Source organism: Sphingomonas yabuuchiae, assembly GCF_001477495.1.
In the GTDB taxonomy this organism is placed as follows: domain Bacteria; phylum Pseudomonadota; class Alphaproteobacteria; order Sphingomonadales; family Sphingomonadaceae; genus Sphingomonas; species Sphingomonas yabuuchiae_A.
In genome coordinates this window covers 245462-265030 of record NZ_LDTF01000007.1, presented here as the reverse complement: position 1 = coordinate 265030, position 19569 = coordinate 245462, and the positions used below count along the sequence as shown (strand labels likewise).

27 protein-coding genes are annotated in these 19569 nt (G+C 64.6%); 24 read left to right on the top strand and 3 right to left on the bottom strand.

Annotation, left to right across the window (positions count from 1 at the left end; all coding sequences use genetic code 11):
* Positions 1 to 90 precede the first annotated feature (90 nt).
* On the bottom strand, positions 91 to 912 hold the full coding sequence (locus NS355_RS02475; protein WP_167345387.1) for a LexA family protein: 822 nt from the start codon (positions 910 to 912) through the stop codon (positions 91 to 93).
* A gap of 125 nt (positions 913 to 1037) precedes the next feature.
* Between NS355_RS02475 and NS355_RS02470 the strand changes: the two genes are divergently transcribed.
* The 24 genes from NS355_RS02470 (at position 1038) to NS355_RS02360 (ending at position 18998) form a co-directional block, all read left to right on the top strand.
* A complete protein-coding gene (locus NS355_RS02470; RefSeq protein ID WP_153007998.1) occupies positions 1038 to 1727 on the top strand; it encodes a hypothetical protein in 690 nt (229 codons plus the stop codon).
* Positions 1724 to 2203, top strand: coding sequence for a hypothetical protein (locus tag NS355_RS18900; RefSeq protein WP_058744204.1), 480 nt, complete (start codon positions 1724 to 1726; stop codon positions 2201 to 2203). Before NS355_RS02470 ends, NS355_RS18900 begins: the two co-directional genes overlap by 4 nt.
* Positions 2203 to 2475: a hypothetical protein gene (locus NS355_RS02460; RefSeq protein WP_058744203.1), complete on the top strand. Its 273-nt coding sequence runs from the start codon at positions 2203 to 2205 to the stop codon at positions 2473 to 2475. The genes NS355_RS18900 and NS355_RS02460 overlap by 1 nt, the downstream gene beginning before the upstream one ends.
* Positions 2475 to 3035: a hypothetical protein gene (locus NS355_RS02455; protein WP_058744202.1), complete on the top strand. Its 561-nt coding sequence runs from the start codon at positions 2475 to 2477 to the stop codon at positions 3033 to 3035. Before NS355_RS02460 ends, NS355_RS02455 begins: the two co-directional genes overlap by 1 nt.
* Positions 3032 to 4144 (top strand): DNA polymerase III subunit beta, encoded by a 1113-nt coding sequence (dnaN, locus tag NS355_RS02450; protein ID WP_058744201.1) that lies wholly within the window; start codon positions 3032 to 3034, stop codon positions 4142 to 4144. The genes NS355_RS02455 and dnaN overlap by 4 nt, the downstream gene beginning before the upstream one ends.
* Before the next feature lie 4 nt (positions 4145 to 4148).
* Positions 4149 to 4913, top strand: a complete 765-nt coding sequence (locus tag NS355_RS02445; protein ID WP_058744200.1) for a Rha family transcriptional regulator — start codon at positions 4149 to 4151, stop codon at positions 4911 to 4913.
* Positions 4907 to 5386 (top strand): single-stranded DNA-binding protein, encoded by a 480-nt coding sequence (gene ssb, locus NS355_RS02440; RefSeq protein WP_209445009.1) that lies wholly within the window; start codon positions 4907 to 4909, stop codon positions 5384 to 5386. Before NS355_RS02445 ends, ssb begins: the two co-directional genes overlap by 7 nt.
* Before the next feature lie 80 nt (positions 5387 to 5466).
* Positions 5467 to 8310: a phage/plasmid primase, P4 family gene (locus tag NS355_RS02435; protein WP_153007996.1), complete on the top strand. Its 2844-nt coding sequence runs from the start codon at positions 5467 to 5469 to the stop codon at positions 8308 to 8310.
* 193 nt (positions 8311 to 8503) lie between these two features.
* Positions 8504 to 9040, top strand: coding sequence for a hypothetical protein (locus NS355_RS02430; RefSeq protein WP_244489527.1), 537 nt, complete (start codon positions 8504 to 8506; stop codon positions 9038 to 9040).
* 158 nt (positions 9041 to 9198) lie between these two features.
* Positions 9199 to 9555 (top strand): HNH endonuclease, encoded by a 357-nt coding sequence (locus NS355_RS02425; protein ID WP_058744196.1) that lies wholly within the window; start codon positions 9199 to 9201, stop codon positions 9553 to 9555.
* Positions 9556 to 9634: 79 nt separating this feature from the next.
* Complete coding sequence (locus NS355_RS02420) at positions 9635 to 10105, top strand: hypothetical protein (RefSeq protein WP_244489526.1); 471 nt, start codon at positions 9635 to 9637, stop codon at positions 10103 to 10105.
* Positions 10106 to 10160: 55 nt separating this feature from the next.
* Positions 10161 to 11840: a terminase TerL endonuclease subunit gene (locus NS355_RS02415; protein ID WP_244489525.1), complete on the top strand. Its 1680-nt coding sequence runs from the start codon at positions 10161 to 10163 to the stop codon at positions 11838 to 11840.
* A 2-nt stretch (positions 11841 to 11842) separates the two neighbouring features.
* A complete protein-coding gene (locus tag NS355_RS02410) occupies positions 11843 to 13195 on the top strand; it encodes a phage portal protein (protein WP_058744194.1) in 1353 nt (450 codons plus the stop codon).
* Positions 13192 to 14121, top strand: a complete 930-nt coding sequence (locus NS355_RS02405; RefSeq protein ID WP_058744193.1) for a S49 family peptidase — start codon at positions 13192 to 13194, stop codon at positions 14119 to 14121. The genes NS355_RS02410 and NS355_RS02405 overlap by 4 nt, the downstream gene beginning before the upstream one ends.
* A 19-nt stretch (positions 14122 to 14140) precedes the next feature.
* Complete coding sequence (locus NS355_RS02400) at positions 14141 to 15448, top strand: phage major capsid protein (RefSeq protein WP_209445006.1); 1308 nt, start codon at positions 14141 to 14143, stop codon at positions 15446 to 15448.
* A gap of 75 nt (positions 15449 to 15523) precedes the next feature.
* A complete protein-coding gene (locus NS355_RS18895) occupies positions 15524 to 15688 on the top strand; it encodes a hypothetical protein (RefSeq protein WP_167345386.1) in 165 nt (54 codons plus the stop codon).
* A 24-nt stretch (positions 15689 to 15712) separates the two neighbouring features.
* Positions 15713 to 16006: a head-tail connector protein gene (locus NS355_RS02395; protein WP_058744191.1), complete on the top strand. Its 294-nt coding sequence runs from the start codon at positions 15713 to 15715 to the stop codon at positions 16004 to 16006.
* Positions 16006 to 16371 carry a phage head closure protein gene (locus NS355_RS02390; RefSeq protein WP_058744190.1) on the top strand — a complete coding sequence of 122 codons (366 nt, stop codon included), beginning with the start codon at positions 16006 to 16008 and terminating at the stop codon, positions 16369 to 16371. Before NS355_RS02395 ends, NS355_RS02390 begins: the two co-directional genes overlap by 1 nt.
* A gap of 1 nt (position 16372) precedes the next feature.
* Positions 16373 to 16903 carry a hypothetical protein gene (locus NS355_RS02385; RefSeq protein WP_058744189.1) on the top strand — a complete coding sequence of 177 codons (531 nt, stop codon included), beginning with the start codon at positions 16373 to 16375 and terminating at the stop codon, positions 16901 to 16903.
* Positions 16900 to 17334 (top strand): hypothetical protein, encoded by a 435-nt coding sequence (locus tag NS355_RS02380; protein WP_058744188.1) that lies wholly within the window; start codon positions 16900 to 16902, stop codon positions 17332 to 17334. The genes NS355_RS02385 and NS355_RS02380 overlap by 4 nt, the downstream gene beginning before the upstream one ends.
* A 2-nt stretch (positions 17335 to 17336) precedes the next feature.
* Positions 17337 to 17543: a hypothetical protein gene (locus NS355_RS02375; RefSeq protein WP_153007994.1), complete on the top strand. Its 207-nt coding sequence runs from the start codon at positions 17337 to 17339 to the stop codon at positions 17541 to 17543.
* Positions 17544 to 17585: 42 nt separating this feature from the next.
* Positions 17586 to 18035 (top strand): hypothetical protein, encoded by a 450-nt coding sequence (locus NS355_RS02370; protein WP_058744186.1) that lies wholly within the window; start codon positions 17586 to 17588, stop codon positions 18033 to 18035.
* Positions 18036 to 18138: 103 nt separating this feature from the next.
* Positions 18139 to 18558, top strand: coding sequence for a hypothetical protein (locus tag NS355_RS02365; protein ID WP_058744185.1), 420 nt, complete (start codon positions 18139 to 18141; stop codon positions 18556 to 18558).
* Positions 18559 to 18575: 17 nt separating this feature from the next.
* The gene (locus NS355_RS02360; protein WP_244489524.1) at positions 18576 to 18998 is read left to right on the top strand and encodes a hypothetical protein; all 423 of its coding nucleotides are present in this window, start codon (positions 18576 to 18578) and stop codon (positions 18996 to 18998) included.
* On the opposite strand, the gene NS355_RS02355 is transcribed toward NS355_RS02360, so the two are convergent.
* Both NS355_RS02355 and NS355_RS02350 read right to left on the bottom strand, forming a co-directional pair.
* The gene (locus tag NS355_RS02355) at positions 18999 to 19271 is read right to left on the bottom strand and encodes a BrnA antitoxin family protein (RefSeq protein WP_056431455.1); all 273 of its coding nucleotides are present in this window, start codon (positions 19269 to 19271) and stop codon (positions 18999 to 19001) included.
* Positions 19268 to 19513 carry a BrnT family toxin gene (locus tag NS355_RS02350; protein WP_058744183.1) on the bottom strand — a complete coding sequence of 82 codons (246 nt, stop codon included), beginning with the start codon at positions 19511 to 19513 and terminating at the stop codon, positions 19268 to 19270. Before NS355_RS02350 ends, NS355_RS02355 begins: the two co-directional genes overlap by 4 nt.
* Positions 19514 to 19569: the final 56 nt, after the last annotated feature.

The following is a 19569-nucleotide window of genomic DNA, read 5'->3' as shown; positions in this document are numbered from 1 at the left end:
AACTTGGGTCTTATGATTCGGATGGCTTCTTCATCACGATACCCGGAGGCCTCGATCGCCAATCGGAATGGATGGACTTCGACGACGCGCTCAGCGCTCGCGGATCAGTGAAACAACACGGCCTAACACCGTGAAGGGCTGCCCGTCGCCAATAAGTATAGTAGAATGAATCGGGTTCGAAGATCTTGGAACGAGGCGCAATGGATCTGTCTCGAACTGCTTAAAGGTGGCTTCGCCCTCGCCGTTCAGAACGACGAACAAGCGCCCCGGATATAGCCCTTTATCGTCCATATCGACGACGACGTATCCACCCTCGTCAATTTCTAGGTCCATGCTATCGCCATACACCTCCAGAACAATAGCGTTCGGGGAAGCGGTGGCCGCTCTAACTGGCATATGACCCAATGGTTGCTCGATCGCCTCTCTCCACGATCCAGCGGCAACTTGGCCGATGATAGGAAGCATTCTAACTTGCGCGCCTTCGATTATTGGCGCGGGTTGTTGGCCAAGCCACGACTCGATCTTGCGCATTTCGTCATATTTGAACGCGCGTTTGCCCGTCAGGCGCTTCGACACGGCCGTCGGATCGATCCCAAGCAAGTTCGCAAGGTCGGCTTGATTGAAGCCTCGCTCCTTCATCAGCGCGCGGATCTGGGCAATTTCCATACCTATACGCGTCGCTGAAAACATGCCGATATGGCAAATGCCTTTTTGGCATTTTCCACCTTGCTGGAAAATTGCCATTTTGGCATGTTGTGCCGCATGGATGCTTTCGCCAATGCTCTGATCGATGCCCTTGGAGGCACGACCGCCACAGCCAATCTCGCTCATACGGGCGTGTCGACCGTGCACAACTGGCGCAGGAACGGCCTTTCGCCATCCCGGCTCGATCATCTGCACCGCATCGCTCAAGGCCTCGTCCCCCCGGTAGACGTCGCGTCGCTCGCCATCAATTACGGCGTGACGCTGCCTTGTACCCATTGCGATCCGATTGGGTCATTCGGAAAGGCGGACAAAATTTCCGGCCGGGTGTCGGCATGACCGCGCGGCATCTCGTTGAATTGGGCGGCCGGGTCTTGCCCTCTGCCCAGCGGGCGGACGGTCATTTCGAGTACACGACGACGCTGAACGTCGTGCGTGGCCCGCATGGCGACCCGCGCGTCGATCCGCTGATGCGGGGGCGTCATGCGCGGATCACCACGGCATCGAGCATCCGGGTCGATTATGCCACGGCGTATCCCAAGAAAGGACGGGTCGATCCGATCTGGATGGCGGGCGGCAAGTCGTTGCGGGTCGTCGAGGCGGGCGCGGCCAATCTCGTATCCGCCCAGGCGCTGGGCGATGCGCTATTCGAACTCCTCGTCCTCGTTGATGTCGTCCTCGTCGAGGGCGGCAGCGTCTCGGTCGGCGGTATCGCGTTCCCGTATCTTGCGTTCCACGAATTCATCGAGCTGCTGCTTTACTGGCCCGTGATCATAGGTGTTGCAGGCCCAGCACCGGGGGCAGTCGATGTCGTAGACCGCCACATGTTCCAACCAGCTGAAGGGCACGCGGATCTCCTGACCGCACTTCTTGCACGGGATTGGCCCGCTTTCTTCGTCATCCTCGAACATGAATTCACGGACCCTAGCTGGACGCTGTTTCAGCGGTCGCGGTTTCCCGGTCACGCGGAGTTGTTCTTGGCGAATATCCGGCGTGGCGCAAGCGCAGCGGGGTTGGGCCGATGACGCCGGAACTCCTGAAGCTGAAGCAGGCGACCGCCGAGATGATCAAGGGCGTCGGCGGGGTTGAGGCGGCCGCCACCTTCTGCCGCGTGGGCAAGTCGACGCTGTCCGATGCGCAATCTTGGCGTCGGCCGGAGGTCTTCGTCGCGCTCGACGTGGTGGCCGATCTGGAGCCGCTGGCGCGGGATCGGACGGGGTGGCCACACGTCACCCGCGCGCTTTGCACGGCGATGGGTGGTGTCTTCGTGCCCCTGCCGGAAGCGCAGGCAACGCGCGGCGATCTGCTGACGCTGCTGGCCGCCAAGGCGCGGGAAAGCAGCGAGCTGACCGAGGCCGCCATTGCGTGCTGCACGGCCGTCGACGGCGATCCGGCGGCCCGTGCGGCAGCGGCGCGGCGGGCCATCAAGGAACTGGATGATGTGGTCGCGGTCGTCATGACGATGCGCGCCGAACTCGAAACGCTTGAGGGAGGGAATTGATGGGCAAGCTGCATCTCATGGCCAAGCCAGCCAGCGAAGGCGCGCGGCGAGTGGCGCAATGGGTGATGACGTTGCCGGGCGGTGTCGCCCAGGCGGCCGAGGCGCTGGAGATTTCGGAAGAATGGGTGCAGCGGATCGTCGACGGCGACCTGATCCCCGGCCTGCGGATCGGCGTCGCCCTGACCAAGCTGATGGGCGTCACCGCGGCGATGTTCCAACGGCCTGCGCGATCCGGCTGGTTCGACCGGGTGCCGGAGGCGCTGGCGGCGTGATGGCGACTCTGCCTGCGTTTCACGCGACGGACGAAGCGCCGGGCGTGGTCGCGTCGCCCGAAAGGATCGATGCGTGGATGCGCGTCGCCAAGGCGGGTGACACGTTCCTCTATGCCACGCGGGCCTGCCTGCCGGTGCGTTCGGCCGGTGCCAAGCGGATGTACGAACTGGCGACGCGCGGCCTGGTCTGCCTGACCCGGCCGCGATCGAAGCTCGACCCGACCGTGTTCAATTATACGGCGACGCGCACGTCCAAAGTCTCGCCGCTGACCAAGCCGGAACGGCCCGTTTTGCGCGCGCCGATCGTCACCGTCCTGGAACAGGAAGTCGCCGTCGTCGACGCGCTGCTGCCGGTCGTGTCCCGGTTCGCATCGGCCGCACGCCCCTGCCCCACCGATCGCCAGTTGGCAGAGCGGGCGGGCATCGCGCGGGACGCGGTCGCGCCGGGGCTGGCGGCAATGGTCGAGGCCAATCTCATCCGCATCGTCGGCGCGCCCGCCCCGACGAACCGCCGGATCTACATCATCGCGACGGGCGCCATGACGGGGTTTGCCAAATGAATGGTTCGTTCGAGATCGAAGTCGCGCAGCTTCGCGGCGTCCTGAAGGATGTCGTCGGGGTGGTCGAGGCGCGCAACACAATCCCCGTGCTATCCAATGTCCTGCTGACGGTGGATCATCAGTCGTTGACGGTGACGGGCACGGACCTGGACCTGATGGTGCAGCGGCGCGTGCCGCTGGCCCAGGCCGAGCCGTTCACGACCACGGTGGAGGCGCTGATCCTCGACCGGATCGCGTCGAAGCTGCCCGCCGACGTCGATGCAAAGGTCAAGCTGGCGGATGGCAAGCTGACCGTCTCGGCAGGGCGATCGCGGTTCCAGCTGCCGACGCTGGCGGCCGAGGATTTCCCGGTAATGCAGCCGGTGGCGCGGGACGCCTGCGCGTTCGCCATGCAGTCCATCTATCTGGGCGCGGCGATCGGGCTGGTCAGCCATGCGATCAACACCGAGGAAACGCGCTATTATCTGAATGGCATCTTCATGCACGCGCCGGACGGGCAGGATTTGCGCTTCGCGACGACGGACGGTCACCGGCTGGCGCGCGGTGTCGTGACCCTGCCGGACGGGGCGGATGGGGTGCCCGACACCATCATTCCACGCAAGCTGACCAAGCTGCTGAGCGGGTTGCTCGATCGGCATGAGGGCGAGGTGCTGATCACCGTCACCGATCGGCTGTTGCAGTTCGAAATGGGCGATACGGTGGTCACTGGAAAGGTGATCGACGGGCAGTATCCCGATTATGCGCGGATCATTCCGGTCGCGAACCCGCATCGCCTGGACATCGAGCGGGACGCCCTGATCGCGGCGATCGGGCGCGTCGTGACGGTGGCGACGGACAAGACGCGGGTCGTGAAGCTGTCCTTCTCGCGCGATCTGCTGATCATCACGGTCACGTCGCCGGAGAAAGGCGAGGCGCGCGAGGAACTGCCGTGCGGGTGGGACGGCCCGCCGCTGGAGGTGGGCTTTAACAGCAAGTATCTGCTCGACGCGCTGGGGCAGCTGACGGCGGATGCTGTCGAGATGCTGTTCGCCGATCCCGCCGCGCCGGTGGTGTTGCGGGATCGTGCCGATGCGCCCGCGACGTTCGTCATCATGCCGTCGCGGGTCTGAAGCGATGATGCAGAATTTGGTCCGGGTCGAGGATGGCCTCGTGGTTGCGGACAGCCGCAACGTGGCGGAGGCGTTCGGACGTGATCATCGCAACGTTCTACGAGATATCCGGGACCTATGTGATCGTCGTCCAGACCTTGCGCTCACTTTTGAGCGCAAGGTCACGCAGGTCGATATCGGCTCCGGCGCGCGGCGTGGCACTCACTATTACACCATGACCCGCAAGGGCTTCGTCGTGCTGGTCGGCGGGTTCAAGGGCGACCGCGCGCTGGATTTCCGCATCGCCTTCTATGACGCATTCGAGCAGCTGGAGCTGCGACTGGCGGCGATGGCGGCCGAGGAAGCGGCGCTGGCGGCACCGCCCGCCCCGTCGATCATGGATGACCATGACCGGATGCGCAACGCCATCGCCTTCGTCCGCGCGGCGCAGATGGCCAAGCGATGCCCGGTGGCGCGGCGGGCCTGGGTGGTCGCGGGCCTGCCCGACGTGTTCGAGGAAGGCCCGGCCCCGACAACCGTCGGGCTGGATCCGGCGGTTTCGTCGACTGTCCGGGACTGGGCGACGGATCGCCTGGAATGGGTCGAGGGCGCGCGGACGCCGATGGCCTGGCTGTACGAGGATTTCCGGCATTGGTGCCGGGAGCAGGGTCTGCCGCCGATCCCGATGGTCGGCTTCGGCCGCAACCTGACGCGCATGGGCGTCGACAGTTTCAAGAGCAGCGCCATGCAGCGTTGCGGCATTCGCCTGCGGGCGCGGGAGGTATCATGAGCAGCGTGAATAAAGTCATCCTGGTCGGCAATCTGGGGCGCGATCCCGAGGTCCGGTCGTTCCAGAACGGCGGCAAGATGGCCGAGCTGCGCATCGCCACGTCGGAGAGCTGGAAGGACCGCAACAGCGGCGAGCGCAAGGAGAAGGTCGAGTGGCACACGGTCAAGATCTTCAACGAAGGTCTGGTCGGCGTGGCCGAGCGGTTCCTGCGCAAGGGATCGAAGGTCTATGCCGAGGGCGCGCTGACCACCCGCAAGTGGCAGGATCAGCAGGGGAATGACCGCTATTCGACCGAGGTGACGCTCCAGGGCTTTTCCGCGAAGCTGGTCCTGCTCGACGGGGCCGATGGCGGGCAGCGCGGCAGCCGGTCGACCGGCGGGGCGCAGGGTGGCGGTTCGTCCGGCGCGGGCGGCGGTGGTGGCTTCGGTGGCGGTGGCTTCACCGACGATCTGGACGACGACGTTCCCTTCTGACGCCGCAAGCGCGCCGATCGCGCTGCTGACCCGCTCACAGACCGGGCAATGTCTGTGACATCCATTCAGGGGCATCATCCGTGGTTCAAGAATCCTCGCTGTCGGCCATGGGGCAGGCAGCGCTCCTCTACGCGCGCCTAGGCTGGCCGGTGTTCCCGTGCCGCGAGCGGGACGGCGCGCCCTATTTCGACACGAAGACGGGGGAAGAGCGACGGTCGAAGGCGAAGCAGCCCTATATCGGCAAGGGCCTGAAGGCCGCGACGCGTGACGAGGGGCAGATCCACGCGTGGTGGCGGCGCAATCCCGAGGCGATGATCGGCCTGCCGCAGGGCGCAAACGGCATGTTCGTCGTGGATTTCGATCCGCGCTGGGAGGAGGCGATCGATCCGGAGACGGGCGAGGTACAGGTCGACGACGATGGCCATCCGGTCAAGCGACTGTGCACGCTGGAGGAGCTGAAGGCGGCGCTGGAGGCGCAAATGGGGGTGCCGTTGCCGCGATCGGTGACGGCGATCACGCCATCTGGCGGCGTGCATGTCTATTTCCGCCAGCCGGAGGGGGAGCCGATCCGGAACAAGGGTTCCCTGCCGCTGCACGTCGACGTGCGGGGTGCGGGCGGGTACGTCATCGGCGCGCCCAGCCGCTGCATCGAGGCGGCCGATAGCGCGACGGGCGATTATCGCTGGCTGCGCGATCGTGGGGACTGGCGGGACGGCGCGGCCTATGCGGAGGCCCCGGCCGAGCTGATCGCGATCCTGCGCGCTCCCAAGGCCAGCAAGGCGAACAACGCCGCTGGCGACCAGCCAGCGTCCGCTCGATCTTCCGCGCCTCCCCGGCCGTCTGGGAGCGGCGATGATCCCGTGGACGCGGCTGTGCGCAAATATGCCCTGGCGGCGCTGGCGGCCGAGGAAGAGAAGCTGCGCAACACGCCCGGCGGTACGCGCAACAACCAGACCAATGCTTCGGCGTTCGCGGTCGGCCAGCTGGTCGGCGCCGGGGCCTTGTCGGAGTCGATGGCCCGGTCGTTCCTCCATGGTGCGGTCGCCGGGTTCAATGATGTGGCGCTGGCGCACCGGACCATCGAAAACGGGCTGACCGCTGGTATAGCGTCGCCGCGCGACCTGTCGTCCGTCATTGAGTCCGCCCGTCGTCGTGCCGATCGCGGCCCTTCCCGCCCCCATGCCCCCTCCCGTGGGGAACGTGATGTCGCAAGCTCCCAAGCGGGAGGGTCCCCGGCCTTGGAGCGGCAGGGAAAGGGCGCTGAGGTCGATCGGGAGGCCGAGGCAGCGCAGACATGCGCGTTGCTGCCCCAGACGGACCTGGGCAACCTCGAACGCTTCCTGAAGCGTCACGGGGCCAATTTCCTGTTTGTCGAACAGTGGGGCTGGCTGGCCTGGGACGGGCAGCGGTGGAGCCGGAACATGGCGGTGCCGCTGCTCGGCCGGGCGGTGCAGGATACGGCCCGAGCTATCCAAGCCGAAGCCGAGTTCGTGAAAGGGACAGGCGTCCCGGAGCCAGAGGAGATCGGTTGGGATGCCGAACAAATCCGCGCGCATCAGGCGCAACAGAAGGGCAAGCTGGATCGGATCGTGAAGGTCGCGCGCGATGGCACGGTCACAATGCTGTCCGACGTCATTTCCAAGTGGGGGCGAACCTCCGAGGGCGCAAGCCATATCAAGGCGCTGCCCGGCATGGCCGAGGCGCGGCTGGCGGCACGGACCGAGGATTTCGACACGGATCCGCTGCGGCTTAACGTCGCCAACGGGACGCTGATCTTCACCCGGCCGGGGAATGGCGCGCCTGCCCGTGTCGAGCTGGTCGCCTATAGCCGCAAGGACAAGATCACGAAGATGGCGGCGGCCGAGTATCTGCCCGATGCCACATGCCCGATCTATGATGCGTTCCTGGAAGAGGTGCAGCCCGATCCCGAGATGCGCGCGTTCCTGGATGTCTGGTCGGGATACAACTCCCTTGGCCTGGCTGACGCGCAGAAGATGTCGATCTTCTATGGTCAGGGATCGAACGGCAAGGGCGTCTGGCTGAACACCATTGCGCACATTCTGGGCGACTATGCCTGGGCGGCCGCGATCGAGACGTTCATTGATCAGGGCAAGTATCGCAAGGGGTCCGACGCCTCGCCGGATCTGGCGGCGCTGGCCGGGCGGCGCATGGTCTATGCCAACGAGCCGGAGGAAGGGTCGAAGTTCTCTGACGGCCTGATCAAGTCGATGACCAGCGACGAGCCGATCGGCGGTGTGCGCGAGCTGATGAAGCCTCCCTTCCAGCTGGAGGTCACGTTCACCAATACGGTGGCGGCCAACCACAAGCCGCGCATCGGCACGGACCATGGCATCCAGCGGCGTGTCGAGATCATTCCGTTCGACGTGATCGTGCCAAGCGACCGCGCGGATCCGCTGCTGAAGGCTAAGCTGAAGGCCGAGGCGTCGGGCATCCTCAATCGGATGGTCGCGGGTGCCCTGCGCTATCTGGACAGCGGATTGCCCCGTCCCAAGGCCGTGGAGGATGCCACGCGCTCCTATCAGGAGGAAAACGACCTACTGGGCCAATTCCTGAACCTGTGCATCCAGAAGGTGCCCGGCGAGTCGATTGGGTCAACGGCGCTGCACGAATTGTTCGCGGCGTGGCAGGCATGGGCGCAGCTGCTGGCCGCCAGCGGCAAGCCGTGGTCTCCGAAGTATCTGGCGGGCCAGATGGAGAAGAAGGGCTTCAAGAAGCGCAAGTCCTCCTCGATGGTGTGGGACAACATTCACCCGCTTTATTCGCCGTCCGACTTTGTCGACGAGCATGGCAAGCCGATCGCCGACGATCTGCCGTCGCCGCGCCTGATGGACGGGCACGCCGCGCCGTCCCCCTCCCCCAGCCCCTCCGAAGGTGCCGGTTATGCCGATGACGAACCGCTCTGATCCTCCCAACCTCTCGTGGCAGGGAGGGTGCGGGGAGGCACGAAATCGCGGTTTTCCGCCATTCCGGGAGCGCTGGGAGGGACGGGAGGCAGTTTCAGGAAGGTGGCCGTGCGTGCAGGCGCGCCCGCGCACATAGGTGCGCACATGAGAAACCTTCCGCGATTTCCCTCCCAAGCTCCCTAAGGTACAAAAAATGGCTGATTTCTGCGGTTCCTACCCTCCCAATGACCCTCCCTCTGTTGGGAAGGACAATTCCAAGCTCCCTGAACCTGTGGTCATGAACTTCGCCATGGTCGAAGACCGCTTGGTCGAAGCGCTGCTAACGTGCTGGCGGACGCCGGATCGCGAGCAGGGCTGGCAGCAGCTGCGCTCGGCATGGCCGGAGATCACCCGCGATCCGCTGTCCGGGGACTATGACGCGCGTGGTGGTGACGGCTCCAGTTCCGACGTGCCGTTGCGGCTGGCTTCGCAAACGCGGGAAGAGGTGGCCGAGATGGAGGAGGCATTCGGATGGCTGAGCGTGCTCGACGCCGACGATAGGAAGCTGGTCGGGCTGGCTGTCGCCCAGCTGGCGGCGGGCAAGCGCGAGATCTCGTGGGTCAAGATGTTGCGGCGCATGGGCCTGGATCATGGCGCTGACGGCCTGCGGATGCGGTATGGCCGCGCCCTCGCCGCCATCATCGCGGCGCAAAACCGCAGAAAAGCAGGCGTTAGCGTGTCAAGCGGGTGAATGTGCGGCCGACGCACATTTTGCTGTTCGTCTATCGGGCGAAATCGGCCTATTTCTTATCACGCTGGAACGGGCCTTTAGCGGCGCGGCTTCCACTCCTCCCTTAGCCTTTCAGGGCGGCGCGGCTTCGGCCTCGCCGCCCTTTCCTTTGGTGGTGCATGGTCAAATTGACTGGACTGAAGCCGCGCCTGAACGGGTTGCGGTCACGGATCGGCCGGGATGCGCCCAGCACGCGGGTTGAGCGGGACAGGGAGCGGGACGCCCAGCCGTGGCGGCGCTGGTACAAGACGGCGCGATGGCAGCGCCTGCGCATGGTCATTCTCACGCGCGATCTGTTCACCTGCCAATGGCCGGGGTGCGGTCGCGTCGAGCCTGACACGGCCCAGCTGGTCGCGGACCACCGCGAACCGCATCGGGGCGATGAGGCCATGTTTTGGGATCAGGACAACCTGTGGTGCCTGTGCAAGCCCTGCCACGACAGCGCGAAGCAACGGCAAGAGCATCGCGCCCGCTGACAGGTGGGGGGTGGGTCCAATCTCTGGGACGCCCCTGGCCCTAGACCGCAACCGCTCTCATTCGGAGAATTTTTTTCCAGTGGCCGATAATTCTGGGCTCGATCTGTTTGGCGACCCTATCCAGCCGGACAGGGAAGCCCGTGGGCGGCCGGAGCATCGGTGGACCCTCCAGAACAGCAACAAGGTGTTGTTGGCGTTCGCACGCGGCCTAAGCGTCAAAGAGGCCGCGATTGTGATCGGTGTGTCGGCTCCGACTCTGCGCAAGGTTTATTTTTCCGAGGTGCGTCGCCAGAAGGATGCGCGCCTTCGCATGGAAATGACGCAGCTGTCGCGGCTGAACGACGCCGCCCAGGCGGGCAACGTCGCGGCCGAAAAGGAACTGCTGAAGCAACTCGACAAGGCTGCCCTGAAGGACGTGGCGAACAGCGTCCGTGATCGCGGCCGTGGGCCGAAAGCCCCCGCCCTTGGCAAAAAGGAATTGGCGCAGGAAGCCGCCAAGGAAGCCGCGCAAAAGTTCAAGCCCCGTCAGGGGCCGAGACTGTTGAACTGACGCCGTGCGACAGTTGGAATGGTCAACCGGGTGTCCCGATTGGGAAACCCGGATCGTGGAGGGGCGCAGCCTTGTCCCGCCACCGCTGTTCCCCGATCAGGCGGAAGAGGCGTTGGCCATCTTCAAGAGCCTGCGCATCGTCGACGTGCCCGGACAACCGACGTTCGGCGAAGCCTGTGACGATTTCGTGTTTGAGTTCGTGGGGGCCATTTTCGGGGCCTATGACCCGATCAAGTGCCGCCAGCTGATCAACGAGTTTTTCCTGCTGATCAGCAAGAAAAACGCCAAGTCCACGATTGCCGCCGGGATCATGATCACGGCGCTAGTGCTGAACTGGCGCGATGCCAACGAACTGTTGGTGCTCGCCCCTACCAAGGAGATTGCGAACAACGTCTTTACCCCGGCCATGGGAATGGTTCGGGCTGACCCGGAATTGTCGAAGCTGCTGAAACCCGTGGAGCATCTACGGACGATCAAGCATCTCGATAACGGCTCGGAACTGAAGGTGGTGGCCGCTGACAGCGAAATCGTCGGCGGCAAAAAGGCCGGGTTCGTCTTGGTCGAAGAGGTATGGCTGTTCGGAAAAAATCCGAAGGCCGCTGCGATGCTGATGGAAGCTCTTGGCGGGCTGGTCAGTCGCCCGGAAGGGTTCGTGGTCTACCTCTCCACTCATTCCGACGAAGCGCCGCGCGGCGAGTTCAAGCGGCTGCTGGACCTGTTCCGGGGCGTTCGTGACGGGACGATCATCGATCCGCGCAAGCTGGGGATGCTCTATGAGTTCCCGGCCACGATGATCGAGAGCAAAGCCTATCTCGACCCGGCCAATTTCTATGTGACCAATCCCAACATCGGCCGCTCGGTCGACGCCGAATGGTTGGAAGGCAAGTTGCGGGAGGCGATGGCCGGGGAACCGGGCATCCTGCAAATCTTCCTGTCCAAGCACCTTAATGTTGAAATCGGCACCCGCCTTTCGCGTGATCGGTGGACCGGCGCTGATTTTTGGGATGCGGCTGCTGATACGGCGCTGACCCTCGATGCGATGATCCGGCGATGCGAAGTCGTCGTGGCCGGGATCGACGGGGGCGGTCTGGATGACCTTTTGGGGCTATGCCTCATCGGCCGGGAAAAGGGGTCAAAGCGCTGGCTGGTCTGGTGCCGGGCTTGGGCTTGGTCGGTCGTGTGGGATCGCCGCAAGGATATCGCGACCAAGCTGGACGAACTGGTCGCGGAAGAAACCCTCTTCAAATGCGTCATGCCCGATTGCGTCGTCATCGACCTGGAGGCGGATGACGACGAGGAAGACCAAGAGTTGACCGAGGATGTGCGCGGCGTCGTGGATGCGCTTTGCCGCGTCAGGGATGCCGGGCTTTTCCCCGAAACCGGCGCGATCGGGCTGGACCCGGTGGGCGTGTCGGCGATCGTGGACGAACTGGTCGCCCGAGGCTTCGACCCTGACAATCAGCTGCGGTCGATCGGGCAGGGCTACAAATTGAGCGCCGCTATCAAGGGCGCGGCCCGGAAGGTCGCAGCGCGGACGCTGCGGCATGAGGGCAAGGAACTGATGCGCTGGTGCGTCGGCAACGCGAAAATGGAGCCGCGCGGCGCAAGCGCGGTGGCCATCGTGAAGGCCACGCCCAGCGCCAAAATCGATCCGCTGGCGGCAATGTTCAACGCCGTGATGCTGATGACCGAGAACCCGGCAGCAGCCGGTTCATTCGAATATACGGGGATTTGAGCATGGGATTTATCGATCGCGCCCGGAACGCGGCGCGCGCGTTCCGGGCCGATGCGTCCCATGTGGCCCCGGCCGCGCCGATGCCGTCAGTGCATGGCGGGTGGGCCATCCGTGGCGACGCCGGGCAGGCTGGGCTGATCGCAGGCGCGGACGGTCTGAACGATCCCAAGGGCATGACCGTGTTGAACCTGCTGGGCGGCAATCGGTCGGGTGCCCCGATGGGGGAAGCGCGGGCCATGAGCGTTCCGGCCGTGCTTCGGGCGCTGGAGGTGCTTTGCGGCCTCTACGCCATGACGCCCGTCCATTATTACCGCAACACGCCCGAGGGCAAAGAGCGGGTCGACGACGCGCCGCAAGCCCGAATGCTGTCGACCAGCGCCAACGCCGTCCAGCCCGCCTATCTGCTCAAAGAGCTGATGATGGGCGATTTGCTGATGCGCGGTCGCTTCGGGGCCTTCATCCACCGCGACGCCCTCTACCGCCCCAATGCCCTTAGCCGCTTGGTGCCGGATGGGATCGCGCCGGTTCAGCATTGGGACCGGCAGGACGGGCTGGAAATGTTTTATGACGCACAGCTGCCCGATGGGTCGCGGGATCGCCTGACCCGCAACGACATTTGGTTCGTGCCGGGGTTCAGCCGTGACGGTCTGGTCGGCATCGATCGGCTGAAGCTGTTGGGCAACACGTTCGAGTCGGCCGCGTCGACCAGCGATTTCGCCCGGCGGTTCTGGGAGAACAACGCCCAGCCGTCGACCATCCTGACCACCAAGGCCAAGATTGACCGGCCGGGCAAAGAGGCGATCCGGTCCGACTGGCAACAGCGCTTTGCGGGGCCGCAAAATGCGGGCTCGGTTGCGGTGCTGGATCAGGAAATGGACGCCAAGTTTCTGGCCCATGACAACAAGGCTTCGCAGTTTATCGAGTCGCGTGGTTTTGGCGTTCTGGAGGTAGCGCGGGCCTTTGGTGTTGCACCGCACGTCCTATTCGAACTGACCCGTGCGACCTTTTCGAATATCGAGCATCAGAGCCTCGAATTGTACCTGTATTCGATGCTCGCCCACTTCGAACGTGGCGCGGCCCACATGACCCATCAATTCGCTGATGAGGGTCATTTCTTCGAGTTCATGCCCGAGGCCATGCTGAAGGGCGATATCCTGACCCGTTATCAGGCTTATGCCGTGGCGATCGACAAGGGGATCATGAACCCCAACACGGTCCGGCGGAAAGAGAACATGAACGACCGCCCCGGCGGTGACGAATACCGCGTCGGTTCCGGCTCGCAGATTGAAGGGCAGCCCCTTGCCCAACCACCCCGGCCGCCAGCGCCGCCCCAACAGTCCGAGGAAGACGAATGAACCAGCATGTCCTGGCCGCGATCCGGTCGGAGCCGTGGGCGATCGTGCCCGCCTATCTCGACGCGATCGAAGCGATTGCGCTTCGCATGATGGATCATCCGTCGCTGATCGCGGTGGAGCGGGACGGGCATGAGGCGCGGTTTGCCGATGCGACCGCCCGGATGGGTGAACGGGCACCGGGGACGCGCACGGCCGCCCTTCGTGATGGCGTCGGTATCGTGCCGATGTTCGGGCCGGTCTTTCCCCGTGCTGGGGGACTGGCGACGTCTGGCGCGACGACGCTCGACGCCGTGGCGGCCGATCTGCGGGCGCTGGAGGCCTCGCCGGAGGTGCGGAACGTCCTGATGACGATCGATAGCCCCGGCGGGGCGGTGTCGGGCATCCACGACTTTGCCCGCTTTGTCGCCAATTTTTCCAAGCCGTTGGCGGTTCATGTGTCGGGCCAATGCTGTTCGGCCGTGTACTGGATCGCCAGTCAGGCGTCGGGCGGGATCAGTCTTGATCCAACCGGCGTGGTGGGTTCGATCGGCGTGTGCATGTCGACTTCCTATCAGGAAGGGCCGGACATGTCGGGGCGGCGGTCTATCGACATCACCAGCACCGGCGCGCCGAACAAGCGGCCGGACCTTTCGACCGAGGAAGGCCGGGCCGCTCTGCGCTCGACGCTCGACGCCATCGAATCCGTGTTCATTAGCACCGTGGCCAAGGGGCGCGGTGTCTCTGAAGCTACCGTCCGGGCCGATTTCGGCAAGGGCGGCACCCTGACCGGGAAGGACGCAAAGGCGGCCGGGATGGTCGACCGCGTGGAGGCCGATGGCCTTGACGGGGCGATCCGGCGGCTTGCCCGAACCGCCCCTCCGGCAGCGCCCCGGCGGGCCGCCGCGGCGAACCACCTGGCCTTGGCGCAAGCGCGCGCCGGGCTGTAATCCACCAAGGAGAATGACGATGCGCATTACCGCGCTACGGGCAAGTCTGGCGGCCGAAGTCGGATCGATGGAAGCGATCCTCGACGCCGCCAGCAATGACAACAACCGTGACCTGACGGCCGAGGAACAGACAGCGTTCGACAAGCACAAGGCGGAAGCCGAACGTCTCCAAGCGGCGGTCGGTCGCGAGGAAACGACGCTGGCGCTGAAGGCATCGGCCGCCAAGCCGATCCATGTCGGTGGTGCCGGCGCGGGCGGTGGCACCGTTCCGGCAGCCGTGAAGGAAAAGCTGGAGCCGGGCGTGATGGTCGGTCGCATCGCCCTGTCGTTGGCCGCGACGGGTGGCAATGATCAGCGGGCGATGGCGAACCACGCGCAAACTGTGTTCGGTGATGAAACCGGCCAGATTGTCGCCAACATGGAACAGTCGACCAACACCAAGGGCGGCTATCTGGTCGACACCGATTACAGCCGCGACTTTATCGGCTTGCTGCGCCCGCGCGTCGTCATCCGCAATCTGGGGGCGCGGTCGGTGCCGATGCCGGATGGCAACTTGACCATGCGCAAGAAGACGGCGGGCACGCAGGCGGGCTATGTGGGTGAACGCGTTCCGGCGCCGACCACCGACATGCAGGTTGGCAATCTGAACATGACCGCCAAGAAGCTGATGGCACTGGTGCCGATCACCAATCAGCTGATCCGTCGTGCCAGCTATGGCGTCGACCAGATGGTCCGCGACGATCTGCTCGACAGTGCGGCGGTCAAGGAAGACCAGCAGTTCCTGCGCGGTGCGGGCAGCGCAGTTGCGCCGACCGGCGTTCGCAATCTGGTCGCGGCCGGGAACATTCTGGCGATGACCGGCAATCCCAACCTCGTGACCGTTTCGTCGGACCTGGGGCGCATGACGCTGGCGGTGAAGAACGCCAATGTACCGATGATCAGCTGCGGCTGGGTCATGAGCCCGCGCGTTCGTGAGTTCCTGGCCAGCCTGCGCGATGGCAACGGCAACATCGTCTATCCGTCGATCGAAGCGAACGGCACGCTGAAGGGCTACAAGATCGCCGAGACGACTTCGGTGCCCGACAATCTGGGCGCGGGCGGCAACGAGTCGGAACTGTATTTCGGCGACTGGTCGCAATTCCTGATCGGCGACACCTATCAGGTCGCGTTGGCGGCGTCGGACACGGCCGCGTATGACGATGGCGGCGTGATCCGGGCGGCATTCTCGAACGACGAAACGGTCATCCGCCTGATCGAAGAGCATGACACGCAGCTGCGCTACGATCGCGCAGCGGCGGTCCTGACGGGCGTGACCTGGGCACCGTAAGCCCGGCGATCAATCTCCAACCATCTCAGGCGGGTCCGCGTGTCGGGTCCGCCTTTTCCATTTCTGGAGGCCATCATGGCGGTCACTTTTCTCGAAACCACTCAGGTGGGCACCATTTACAATCAGGATGAGGTCGCGGCGTTCGACGCGGAAACCGAGGCAGAACTGATCAAGGCCGGGGTTGCGGAGGCCGTCGAGGCTCCGAAGGGTAAGAGCGGTTCGGCCGCTCCCCAAGCCTGATCCAGCGCGGGCAGAGGACACGTCATGGCGGAAATCGTCTCGCTGGCCACTGCCCGCGAATGGCTGAAGGTCGATGACGAAATCAGCGACAGCCTGTTGCAGTCGCTGATTTCCACCGCCGTTCAGTTCGTCGCGGACTATATGGAGCGGCCTTTGACCGGGGAGCGCGGATGGCCGGACGGTCAACTTCCCCCGCCTGTGGTGCATGGCATTCGGGTGGCGCTGATCGACCTGTTCAACAACCCCGAGGATCCATTTTCCAACCTTACCGCACTTACGGCGCTGGTCGGCCCCTATAGCCGTCCATCGGTCGGTTGATGGCTGGCAAGGATCAACGGGCCGCTTTTCGGCCCAATAAGCGTGTCCAGCTGGAGCAACCCGAGGCGGACAAGACCTTTGGGGGTGCCGGACGGGGCAAATGGGTATCCGTGACCAGCGGCAAGATTTGGGCAGAGGTCCGCGACACACTGCCCAGCCGGGGGGAAAATCTGTCAGAAGGGCTGACGATCGCCAAGCGTCCCGCCCGCATCCGCATCCGCTATCGGCCGGGGCTGACCGCCCGGATGCGGTTCATCGTCGATGGGCGGGTGCTGCAAATCGTTGCAGGTCCAGCCGAGATCGGGCGGCGCTATCTGATTGAGTTTATGGCCGAGGAAACCACCCCGGCCGGAAACCCGGCCTGACGTGGCCAAGGTCACAGGGCGCGATGAGGTCAAGCGCTACATAGCCGCGATCCCCGACTATTGCCGGACCAAGCTGCTGCCCGGCGCGGCGCGTGCAGGTGCGAAGGTCATTGCAGAGGAAGCGCGCGATCGGTGCGAGTCGGACCGCGTAGCGGCGGATATCGTCGTGAAGGCCCGCGCCGTCACGGATGACACGATCCGCGTCGTCGTGACGGTCAAGCGGGGCTTCAGCTATTCGCTAGGCGTCTGGCTCGAATACGGCACCGCGCCGCACTTCATCGCGGCCGTTGGCGGCATCGGCGCGCGAAAGCTGAATCAGAAACTGAAGGACAGCAAGGCCAGCCCCACGCTTGTGATTGGTGGGCGGCCGGTCGGGCCGGAGGTCTTTCACACCGGATCGCGCGCCTTCCCGTTCCTGCGTCCCGCGCTGGACGTGAAGGAAGCCGAGGCGATCCGCGCCGCGCAGCAATTCATCACCAACCGCCTGACCCGCAAGGGGATTGGGCCAGACGACATGGACGATGACCAATGAGCGATCAGCCGATTGAGGACGTGATCGACGGCGCGACGATCATGGGGGCGGTCCTGTGCGCCTACGCCCCGTTGATCCGGCTTGTCCCTGTCGAGAATATTAAGGGCGGCCGTTTGCCGGAGGGCCAGCCGCTGCCCGCCATTCTGGTCCGCACCGTCAGCAGCACGGGGCCGCAAATGCTGCGCCGGGAAGGGACGCGGCGGTGCATCGACCGGATTTCGGTCGCCGTGCGCGCCGCCACCTGGGCCGAACAGCGCGCGATCATCCGTCAGGTGCGCGAAGCCGGGGCCGATCGGGTCGGCCCGATCGGGGGCGGGTCCAGCGTGACCATCCTGTTGTCGGGGCTTGGCCCGGACGTGGATGGCCCCGGCAACACCTACGAACAGACCCAAGATTTCCGCGTCAGTTACGACGCCACCACAGGAGAATGAGCATGTCCGACACCGACACCCCCAAGAAGTCCGCGAAGGTGCTGCGCGATTTCAAGGACGCGGGAACGCTGCGTTCCTTCACCCAGGGCACCACCGTCGACATCACCGAAGGCGAATATGCCAATTATGCGGCGGCCGGTCTGGTCGGCGAGCCCGACGCGGCCGAGGCCGCCCCGACCGATAACGGCATCCCCGTCGCCCAGAACTGACGCGGCCTTCACCCTCCCGCCTCTCAACAGGAGTAGACACCCATGACTGCCCAGACTGCGGCGGGCACCAAGCTCGCCATTTCCGTCGCCAGCCCGGCGACCTTCGACGCGGCCGGTTTTGCCGCATTGACCATGACCGCCATCGGCAAGGTCGAAAAGATCGGCTCTTTCGGTGCGAGTTTCGCCAAGGTCGAGTTCCAGCCGCTCGACGGCCCCAAGGAAAAGTACAAAGGGCCGGTCGATAACGGCGCGCTTAGCCCGTCGCTGGCGCTGGACAGCGCCGATGCCGGTCAGGGCGTCCTCCAGACCAGCGGCGCGGACAAGTCGCAGAAGCTGTATAGCTTCTGCGTGACCTATCAGGACGGGTCCAAGCGCTATTTTCAGGGCCGCACCTTCGGGATGCCCGAGACGGCCGATGGCGCGGGCACGATGCTGATGGCGAACCCCGCCATCGAAATCTGCACCGACATCGTGAAGGTCGCAGCCGCCTAACCCCCTTCCGGCCCAGCCGGTTCATGAGCATCGGCCTGCCCCGCGTTGCGCGGGACGGGGCGGGTCGGTGCATCCCGCGCATTCCCGCCGCAATGAGGTTTCCATGTTCGATATTGCCAAGATCGCCGTCGCTTCGACCGGCGCGCTGCACCTGAAGGATGCCAGCGGCAACCTGATGTACGATGGCGGTCAGCCCGTCCGCATCCACCTGTATGGCCCTGCCTCGCCGCAATATTCGCGGATTGAGGAACTCCAGACCCAACGCGCCCTGAAGCGCGCACAGGACAATGACGGCAAGCCTTCGGCCATGTCCGCCGAACAGCGCCGGGAAACCACGGCCGAAGATTATGCGGCCGTCACCGCTTCGTTCGAGAACTTCACCTATTCCCCGGCAGGCAAGGCGACGGGTGAAGACCTGTACCGCGCGACCTATTCCGACCCGGCGCTGGGCTTCATCGTCAATCAGATTACCCGGTTCCTGGCCGACTGGGGAAACTTCAAGCCCGCGTCGGCCAAGGCCTGACGCTTTACGTGCGGCAAATGGCGTGGCTGGCCGCCACGCCAAAGCCACCCGAGGGGTCCAGACTGTCCGAGCAATGGGACAAGGTAGATCCCGATGCGAAGAAGAGCCGGGCGGACCGGATGGGCAAGGCGGCGGCCGCTGCGGCGATGCCGCCCAATCCCATGCCGCATATCACCGAACGCCTGATTGAAATGGGTTTGGTGGAGGTGGCCGGCATGGGCACGGTTCCGCTTAGCTGGTCCACCCTTTCGGCATGGTCGCAGATGACCGGCGTTCGGCTCTGCCCTTGGGAAGCGCGAACCATGCGCCGCCTGTCGGCCGAGTATCTGGCCGAAGGGCGACGGGCCGAGGATATGACATGCCCGCCGCCATGGGCCGCCCCGGTCAGTGAGGTCGAGATTTCGTCCGAACAGGCCGCGCTGGAACGTGTGCTGGGCTGATCAGCGATGGTCGGTCACGTAGCGCTTCAGCACATCATCCAGGCGGGATTGCCAGCCCGCCCCGGTGGCTTCGAAATAGTCGACCACCTCCGGGGACAGCCGGATGGTCTTTGGGATTTTGGTCGGCTTTTTCTGGGGGCCGCGCACGCGTCGCATTTCGGCCGCCATGGCGGGCAGCGCTTCGGCGAACGGCCGCGCGCTGGCCAGCTGGGCGTCGGTCAGTTCGGGGTTGTCTGACACGGCATCCATGTCCGCTTGGGTGTATTTCGTCATTCCACGAATTTCCTTTCCTTGGCGCTGGCGGGGCGGGCCGAGATGATCGAAAGCCCTTCGGTGCCCAGCGTGGCGAAAATCACGGTGATGACGCCGTTGAGGCGTCCAACCGCGAACCAGCGGCCTTGTTTCGCTTCACCGATAATCGCGGACAGGAAGAACGCTTCGTCGATATTGGCGAAATCAATGCCGTGCTTGGCAAGGTTCGCGGCGCGCTTCGGTTCGTCCCATACGATCATCATGGGTTTTTTGTACGCACGAAAAGCCTAAGCGTCAACATAAATTGTAAGTACAAATA

Bases quoted from the DNA above. Each gene is read 5' to 3' on its own strand.
- NS355_RS02445 (WP_058744200.1), top strand. From the start codon at position 4,149: ATGATGCAGAATTTGGTCCGGGTCGAGGATGGCCTCGTGGTTGCGGAC.
- NS355_RS02360 (WP_244489524.1), top strand. From the start codon at position 18,576: ATGGCGTGGCTGGCCGCCACGCCAAAGCCACCCGAGGGGTCCAGACTG.
- NS355_RS02455 (WP_058744202.1), top strand. From the start codon at position 2,475: ATGGCGACTCTGCCTGCGTTTCACGCGACGGACGAAGCGCCGGGCGTG.
- NS355_RS02460 (WP_058744203.1), top strand. From the start codon at position 2,203: ATGGGCAAGCTGCATCTCATGGCCAAGCCAGCCAGCGAAGGCGCGCGG.
- NS355_RS02350 (WP_058744183.1), bottom strand. From the start codon at position 19,513: ATGATGATCGTATGGGACGAACCGAAGCGCGCCGCGAACCTTGCCAAG.
- dnaN (WP_058744201.1), top strand. From the start codon at position 3,032: ATGAATGGTTCGTTCGAGATCGAAGTCGCGCAGCTTCGCGGCGTCCTG.
- NS355_RS02405 (WP_058744193.1), top strand. From the start codon at position 13,192: ATGAACCAGCATGTCCTGGCCGCGATCCGGTCGGAGCCGTGGGCGATC.
- NS355_RS02410 (WP_058744194.1), top strand. From the start codon at position 11,843: ATGGGATTTATCGATCGCGCCCGGAACGCGGCGCGCGCGTTCCGGGCC.
- NS355_RS02425 (WP_058744196.1), top strand. From the start codon at position 9,199: ATGGTCAAATTGACTGGACTGAAGCCGCGCCTGAACGGGTTGCGGTCA.
- NS355_RS02430 (WP_244489527.1), top strand. From the start codon at position 8,504: ATGGCTGATTTCTGCGGTTCCTACCCTCCCAATGACCCTCCCTCTGTT.
- NS355_RS02400 (WP_209445006.1), top strand. From the start codon at position 14,141: ATGCGCATTACCGCGCTACGGGCAAGTCTGGCGGCCGAAGTCGGATCG.
- NS355_RS02365 (WP_058744185.1), top strand. From the start codon at position 18,139: ATGTTCGATATTGCCAAGATCGCCGTCGCTTCGACCGGCGCGCTGCAC.
- NS355_RS02380 (WP_058744188.1), top strand. From the start codon at position 16,900: ATGAGCGATCAGCCGATTGAGGACGTGATCGACGGCGCGACGATCATG.
- NS355_RS02470 (WP_153007998.1), top strand. From the start codon at position 1,038: ATGACCGCGCGGCATCTCGTTGAATTGGGCGGCCGGGTCTTGCCCTCT.
- NS355_RS02355 (WP_056431455.1), bottom strand. From the start codon at position 19,271: ATGACGAAATACACCCAAGCGGACATGGATGCCGTGTCAGACAACCCC.
- NS355_RS02390 (WP_058744190.1), top strand. From the start codon at position 16,006: ATGGCTGGCAAGGATCAACGGGCCGCTTTTCGGCCCAATAAGCGTGTC.
- NS355_RS02395 (WP_058744191.1), top strand. From the start codon at position 15,713: ATGGCGGAAATCGTCTCGCTGGCCACTGCCCGCGAATGGCTGAAGGTC.
- NS355_RS02375 (WP_153007994.1), top strand. From the start codon at position 17,337: ATGTCCGACACCGACACCCCCAAGAAGTCCGCGAAGGTGCTGCGCGAT.
- NS355_RS02370 (WP_058744186.1), top strand. From the start codon at position 17,586: ATGACTGCCCAGACTGCGGCGGGCACCAAGCTCGCCATTTCCGTCGCC.
- NS355_RS18900 (WP_058744204.1), top strand. From the start codon at position 1,724: ATGACGCCGGAACTCCTGAAGCTGAAGCAGGCGACCGCCGAGATGATC.
- NS355_RS18895 (WP_167345386.1), top strand. From the start codon at position 15,524: ATGGCGGTCACTTTTCTCGAAACCACTCAGGTGGGCACCATTTACAAT.